This window comes from Nosocomiicoccus sp. HMSC067E10, assembly GCF_001810835.1.
GTDB classification, from domain to species: domain Bacteria; phylum Bacillota; class Bacilli; order Staphylococcales; family Salinicoccaceae; genus Nosocomiicoccus; species Nosocomiicoccus ampullae_A.
Map to the genome: position 1 here is coordinate 24,381 of NZ_KV802742.1, position 6,455 is coordinate 30,835.

General features: G+C 35.8%; 8 protein-coding genes. 1 reads left to right on the plus strand and 7 read right to left on the minus strand.

Annotated elements, in window-relative coordinates:
* Genes tatC through HMPREF2767_RS01015 form a run of 3 tightly spaced genes read right to left on the minus strand, consistent with a single transcriptional unit; the run spans position 1 to position 1,702 of the window.
* Complete coding sequence (gene tatC / locus HMPREF2767_RS01005; protein ID WP_068130356.1) at positions 1-759, minus strand: twin-arginine translocase subunit TatC; 759 nt, start codon at positions 757-759, stop codon at positions 1-3.
* A gap of 47 nt (positions 760-806) precedes the next feature.
* Positions 807-1,055, minus strand: a complete 249-nt coding sequence (gene tatA / locus HMPREF2767_RS01010; protein ID WP_068130359.1) for a twin-arginine translocase TatA/TatE family subunit — start codon at positions 1,053-1,055, stop codon at positions 807-809.
* An 11-nt stretch (positions 1,056-1,066) separates the two neighbouring features.
* The gene (locus HMPREF2767_RS01015) at positions 1,067-1,702 is read right to left on the minus strand and encodes a redox-sensing transcriptional repressor Rex (protein WP_070622214.1); all 636 of its coding nucleotides are present in this window, start codon (positions 1,700-1,702) and stop codon (positions 1,067-1,069) included.
* A gap of 121 nt (positions 1,703-1,823) precedes the next feature.
* On the opposite strand from HMPREF2767_RS01015, the gene HMPREF2767_RS01020 reads away from it, so the two are divergent.
* A complete protein-coding gene (locus HMPREF2767_RS01020; protein WP_070622215.1) occupies positions 1,824-3,737 on the plus strand; it encodes an ABC-F family ATP-binding cassette domain-containing protein in 1,914 nt (637 codons plus the stop codon).
* A gap of 120 nt (positions 3,738-3,857) precedes the next feature.
* Here the strand turns inward: HMPREF2767_RS01020 and tsaD are convergent, their stop codons facing one another.
* Genes tsaD through tsaE form a run of 4 tightly spaced genes read right to left on the minus strand, consistent with a single transcriptional unit; the run spans position 3,858 to position 6,395 of the window.
* The gene (tsaD, locus tag HMPREF2767_RS01025; RefSeq protein ID WP_068130370.1) at positions 3,858-4,877 is read right to left on the minus strand and encodes a tRNA (adenosine(37)-N6)-threonylcarbamoyltransferase complex transferase subunit TsaD; all 1,020 of its coding nucleotides are present in this window, start codon (positions 4,875-4,877) and stop codon (positions 3,858-3,860) included.
* Entirely contained in the window at positions 4,861-5,325 is a 465-nt protein-coding gene (rimI, locus tag HMPREF2767_RS01030; RefSeq protein WP_246828744.1) for a ribosomal protein S18-alanine N-acetyltransferase, read from the minus strand. The genes tsaD and rimI overlap by 17 nt, the downstream gene beginning before the upstream one ends.
* Positions 5,304-5,945: a tRNA (adenosine(37)-N6)-threonylcarbamoyltransferase complex dimerization subunit type 1 TsaB gene (gene tsaB / locus HMPREF2767_RS01035; RefSeq protein ID WP_070622217.1), complete on the minus strand. Its 642-nt coding sequence runs from the start codon at positions 5,943-5,945 to the stop codon at positions 5,304-5,306. Before tsaB ends, rimI begins: the two co-directional genes overlap by 22 nt.
* Entirely contained in the window at positions 5,946-6,395 is a 450-nt protein-coding gene (gene tsaE / locus HMPREF2767_RS01040; RefSeq protein ID WP_070622219.1) for a tRNA (adenosine(37)-N6)-threonylcarbamoyltransferase complex ATPase subunit type 1 TsaE, read from the minus strand.
* Between the last annotated feature and the right edge of the window lie 60 nt (positions 6,396-6,455).

Genomic DNA, 6,455 nt, shown 5'->3' on the forward strand with positions numbered 1-6,455 from the left:
CTACTCGTCCCCCTTTAACGTTTCTTTTAACGCCTGTTCTTCTGCTTTTAAATAACGTCTATACCCTACTTTAGATACAGTGATACTAATTTCGTATAATAAAATCATTGGTAACGTTAGTAAAAAATGCGTCATAACGTCTGGTGGCGCAATGATTGCTGCCAAGACAAATAAGATGAAGTACGCATATTTTCTATTCTTCTTTAAAAACATTGGCGTAATAATGCCAAGCTGTGTCATAAATAAGACGAGAATTGGCATTTGAAATATTATACCAAAAGGAAGTACCGTGCGTACTAAAAAGCCAAAGTAATCATTAATACCAATCGTCGTCACAATCCCCATTTCAACTGATAAACTAAACGTAAATTTCACGATATACGGTACGACGATAAAATAAGAAAACACCATTCCTATAATCATAAGAATGAATGCAATCGGTATGTATATAAGTGTTACTTGTCGCTCTTTTTCATATAGACCTGGACTAACAAACGCCCAAAACTGATATAAAATTACTGGGAGCACTAGTATAAACGCGATAATAACGATCATCGTTAAGTAAATTCTTAACGGATCTGTCACGTTAAACGCATGCATTTCAGTCATTTCTAACCACGGTGCATTTTGTAAATAATGAACAAGTGGTTTTGCAAAATAAAATCCAATCAGTAACGCTGCGACAAAGAAATACGTGACAAATAAAACGCGCTTACGTAACTCTTGAACGTGCTCGATTATTTCTTTCTTTTCCTGCATAAAGCCACCTCACGGAAAAAAAGGTGGCGTTCGCCACCTTTAATCAACTATCTTTGAATTGTTTCGTCTTCTTGTTTCGTTTGAATTTTAACGACTTCTTCTTTTTTCTCTTCAGGTTTTTCGTCTTCTCCTAAACCGTTAAAGCCTTCTTTAAATTCTTTAACTGTAGTTCCGACTGAACGACCAAGTTGTGGTAACTTCGTAGGTCCGAAGATTAAAAGTGCAACTGCAGCGATGATAATTAAACTTACCGGTGCTACAGCGCCGATTGTCATAGGAAATAATAATACGCTCATCTTTTCCCCTCCTAATTGTTATGCTTCATATAGAATAATAACGCCTGCATTTCAACGCTTAAATCTATATTATGTACAGTAACTTCGTTTGAAACTGCAAGTTTTTCTGGTGTGAAGTTTAATATCCCTTTAATCCCAAGGGCCTCAAGTTTGGAAGATAGATCAACTCCGACTTGACCAGGAACTGTTAGAATCGCCACTTCTGCTTGAATATCTTGAACAACGGATTCTAACTCGCAAATATCTTTTACTTCAACCCCATTTATTGTTTGTCCAATAATATGTTGATCTATATCAAAGGCTACCGCTATTTTTATTTTATCATGAATTTTTGTAAAATTATAGTTTAGTAGCGCACTTCCGAGATTACCAACACCAATTAGTATAACGTTCTTCATCCCTGTGCCTTGGACTTGTTCTGAAAAAAACTTAACGAGTGCATGGACATTATATCCATACCCTTTTCTGCCAAGCTCTCCAAAATAAGAAAAATCACGTCGAATCGTTGCTGAGTCTATATCAAGTGCTTCGCTAATCTCTCTAGAAGACACTCTATCAATTCCGTTGTCTTCACTTTGTTTGAAATACTTGAAGTATAAAGGCAATCGATCTAATGTTGCGTTCGGTATTTTCTGCTTCTTTAACAAAAGACTCACCTCAAATATTTTGTCATTTAATTATACCATATAAGTCAATGACTTTAAGGTTTTTATCGTATTTCTCATACATAACATGGTACACTACACTTACTGAGAAAGAGGGATTTTTATGATTATCATGAGCTTGCAAAACGTTGAAAAAAATTACGGTTCAACAGAAATTTTAAAAAATATAAATTTAGAAGTTAAATCGAGAGAAACAATTGGTATTGTCGGTGGAAATGGTGCGGGGAAAACAACTCTCATGAAGATTATGGCAGATGAATTATCGTATGATGGCGGTAATATCTCGACACCAAAAGATATTTCTATTGGCTATTTAACACAAGAAATGTCACTCGAATCCGACAAAACTGTACGTGAAGAAATGAATCTAGCATTTAGTAACGTATTAAAAGTAAAAGATGAAATCGATATCGTCACAGAGTGGCTAACAAATCATGAGTATACACACGTAGACTATAACGACCAAGTGAAACGATTAGAGTATCTTCAAAACTTTTTTGAAGCTCATAATGGCTACACAATCGACGTTGAAATTAAAACGGTCATTACTGGACTAAACTTTAGCTTAGAAGACTTAGACCGACCGATAAATGAATTTTCTGGTGGTCAAAAAACGAGATTACAACTCGGTAAAATGCTTCTTTACCGCCCGGACATTTTATTACTCGATGAGCCTACGAACCACCTTGACCTAGAAACTGTCGAATGGCTAGAAAACTATTTAAATCGCTATACTGGATCTGTCGTCGTTATATCCCACGACCGATTTTTCTTAGACCGTATCGTCGATAAAATTTATGAAATAGAATTCCAACAAGGAAAATTATATCACGGTAATTACACGAATTATCAAAAACAAAAAGAAGAAGATTATAATCGTGAGCTTGGACTATATAGGAGACAACAAGATGAAATCAAGCGACTTGAAATGTTCGTCGAGAAAAACATCGCACGTGCATCGACGAGTGGTATGGCAAAAAGTAGACGTAAAATGCTCGAACAAATGGACCGAATCGATTCTCCAACGCGCGATACAAGGCAAGCACAGTTTCATTTCACCATTGAAAAGGAAAGCGGAAATGACGTACTACGTGTGAAAGAACTTGCGATTGGATATGACGAGGTTATCAATAACGACTTAAACTTCTTCGTTGAAAAAGAGGATCGTTTACTCGTTTTAGGACCAAATGGTATCGGTAAATCTACTCTCATTAAAACAATCGCAAAATTACTTCCTCCTATCAGTGGTGACATCCAGTACGGTACAAACGTATCGATTGGTTACTATGATCAAAAACAAGCAGAGTTCTATTCTGAAAACACGATACTTGAAGAGTTATGGAAAGAGTATCCTCATTTTCAAGAACAAGATATTCGTAAAATACTCGGACAATTTTTATTCACTCAAGATGACGTACTTAAGCATGTCTATCAGTTAAGTGGAGGAGAAAAAGCACGCATACAACTCGCTAAACTCATGCTACAAAAAAATAATTTGCTACTACTCGACGAGCCTACAAACCACTTAGACATTCAAAGTAAAGAGATGCTTGAATCAGCATTGATGGATTACCCAGGTACAATTATCGCCGTATCGCACGACAGGTACTTCATCAAAAAGCTAGCAAATCGCATTATGGAAATGGATACGCAAAAAACGAAAATCATAAATGGTGACTATGAATACTATCTCCATAAAAAAGAAGAGGAAGAAGCACAACGTGCATTTGTAGAGGAAACAGTGGAGAAAGATACTAACGACGATTACCTAAGACAAAAAGAACTTCGTAGCCAAATACAAAAACTATCGAGAGAAAGCGACAAACTTCAACAAAGAATAGAAATAATCGAGACAGAAATTGAAAAAGTCGAATTAGAAATGACACAGCCAGAAGTATTCAACGATTTTGAGAAAACAAATGAACTGAATGAGAAGCTCGAGTCACTGAATACTGAACTCGAATATAATCTATTAGAATGGGAAGAAATAGAGATTAAAAAATCAGAACTTGAATAATTCTCCACAACAATACACACATAATCCATAAGTTATGCACAAAGTTATCCACAACTGTGCATAACTTTTTTATTATGTCGTAATTTTTATTAAAAAACACATCAGATTTAGGCTGATGTGTTAGTATATTACGTCTTCTATATCTATATAGTTATATCCATTTAAATTTAAATCTGCGAAATCTCCACGTTTATACTGTTCGTACGCAACGGCCCCAATCATTGCAGCATTGTCGGTACAGTATTTTAAACTCGGTATATATAATTCTACTCCGTTTTCTTTTGTTAACGTTTCGAATCGTTCTCTAAGTCCACTATTCGCTGCGACTCCACCAGCAACGATTAATGTCTTTATATTTTCTTCGTCTAAAGCGCGCATTGTTTTTGTCGTTAAGACATCTACGACGCTTTCCTGGAAGCTTTTCGCAACATTTGCTGGTTTAATTTCGATGTTTTTCTGTCTTTCATTATGAAGGGTATTGATTACGTTTGATTTTAAACCACTAAAGCTAAAGTTATATCCCTCATCTTGCAATGCACGTGGGAAATTGTACGTATCGATGCCTTCTTTAGATAACTTATCTATTTCTGGACCACCTGGATACGGTAATCCGATTACACGAGCGACTTTGTCATATGCCTCTCCTACCGCATCGTCTAGAGTTTCACCGATCACTTCAAACTGTAAATGGTCTTCCATTTTAACGAGCTCAGTATGCCCACCTGACACGATTAACGCAATGAGTGGGAATTTTACGTCATGCTCTAATTGATTTGCATATATATGTCCTGCGATATGGTGGACAGGAATAAGTGGTAAATCATGTGCGAACGCAAATGCTTTCGCTGCGTTTACACCGACGAGTAACGCTCCGATTAAACCTGGTCCATATGTTACTGCAACCGCGTCGAGTTCTTTTGGTGTGACGTTCGCCTCGTGAAGTGCCTCTTCTATCACTCGGGTAATAGACTCAACGTGATGCCTTGATGCGACTTCTGGAACGACACCTCCAAAACGCTTGTGACTCTCTATTTGACTCACGACGATATTGGAAAGGACTGTATTGCCATTTTGTATGACACTTGCTGCAGTCTCATCACAGCTTGTTTCTATCGCCAATATATTAATATTTTTTTCCATCTAATCTCACCCACATGACATGTGCATCTTTACCTGCACCGTAATAATCTTTTCGTATACCACCATATACAAATCCTTTAGATTCATATAATTTAATCGCATGATAATTATTAACATTTACTTCTAATGATATTTGACGGACAGTTGGTTTACAATAATCTATAATAAAATCCATCAATGTATTCGCATAGCCATTTCCTCGCGACTCTGGACTGATCGCAATTGTTGTAATCTGTGCATCGTCTACTACAATCCATAGTCCAATATAACCGACAATGACGTCATTCTTTTCTGCGACAAAATAATGTGCAAAATGATTGTTACACAGTTCATGGACATATGTTTCTTCTGTCCATGGTGAATCAGGAAAAGATACAACTTCTATTTTCTGAACTGCTGGAACATCATCAGAGTTCATCGGACGGATTACGATTGATTGTTTTTCCAATTTCTCTCCGCCTCAGTTAATCTTAAATAGTCTGGTACAACGTCATGTGCATCAACTTTAGTTAAAAGATCATCATCCATTCCGATAAGAGATGAAATTCTTGGTGTAGTATGGACACCGTCAACTTCAAATGACTGTGTTTCTAATGTATTATGCACAATAACAGCACCGTATTTTAACACGAGATCTGAATACTCTTTCCCTGTTCTAAGCTTTGGCTCTTCTAATACATCGTATCCATTTTGATCAACGTCATATATCGCACTAAAACAGTTTCCACGTCTAGCATCCATCATTGGTGCAACTACACCACGATAGCTTGCTGCTAGCACGAGTAAGCTGGATACTGTATAAATCGGTATATTTAAGGAAAAAGCTAACGTTTTTGCAACTGTTACTCCTATTCTTAACCCTGTATATGATCCCGGACCATTTGCTACAATAATTCGTTCTAACTCAGACTTATCTACATTCGCTAGTTTAAGTACCTCGTTAATAACTGGCATTAACGTTTCTGAATGTGTGCGTTTAACATTGATATTAATTTCAGCTAATAATACGTCATCTGAAACGGCTACAGACAACGCTCGATTTGAAGTATCTATATATAAAGACTTCACTTATAACACACCTACTAACTCCTCGTATTGTTTACCTTCTGATCCAATTGTAAACTTCCTTTGATTTTCATCAATACGTTCAATATTAATTTTTAAAAATTCATTCGGCAAATATTCTTTTATAAAATTATACCACTCAATAATCGTAATATCGAAATCATTGAAGTACTCATCAAACCCTAAATCCTCATCACTCTGTTCTAATCGATAACAATCCATATGATGTAAATAATTATCATTTAATTTATATGACTTAATGATATTAAAAGTTGGAGAAGTAATTGCACGCTTAACACCTAAAGATTTACCTAAAAATTGAGTAAATTTTGTTTTACCTGCCCCTAAATCACCACTTAAAAGAATAACAAAACCTGGTTTTATATATTTACCAATCGTTTCAGCTAGTTGTTTAGTATCATTTAAATCATTTATATAAATAGTTTTATCCATAATAACCTCATAATATATAAAAATATATAAAAAAAGGAGACCCTATAGGGTCTCCAATGA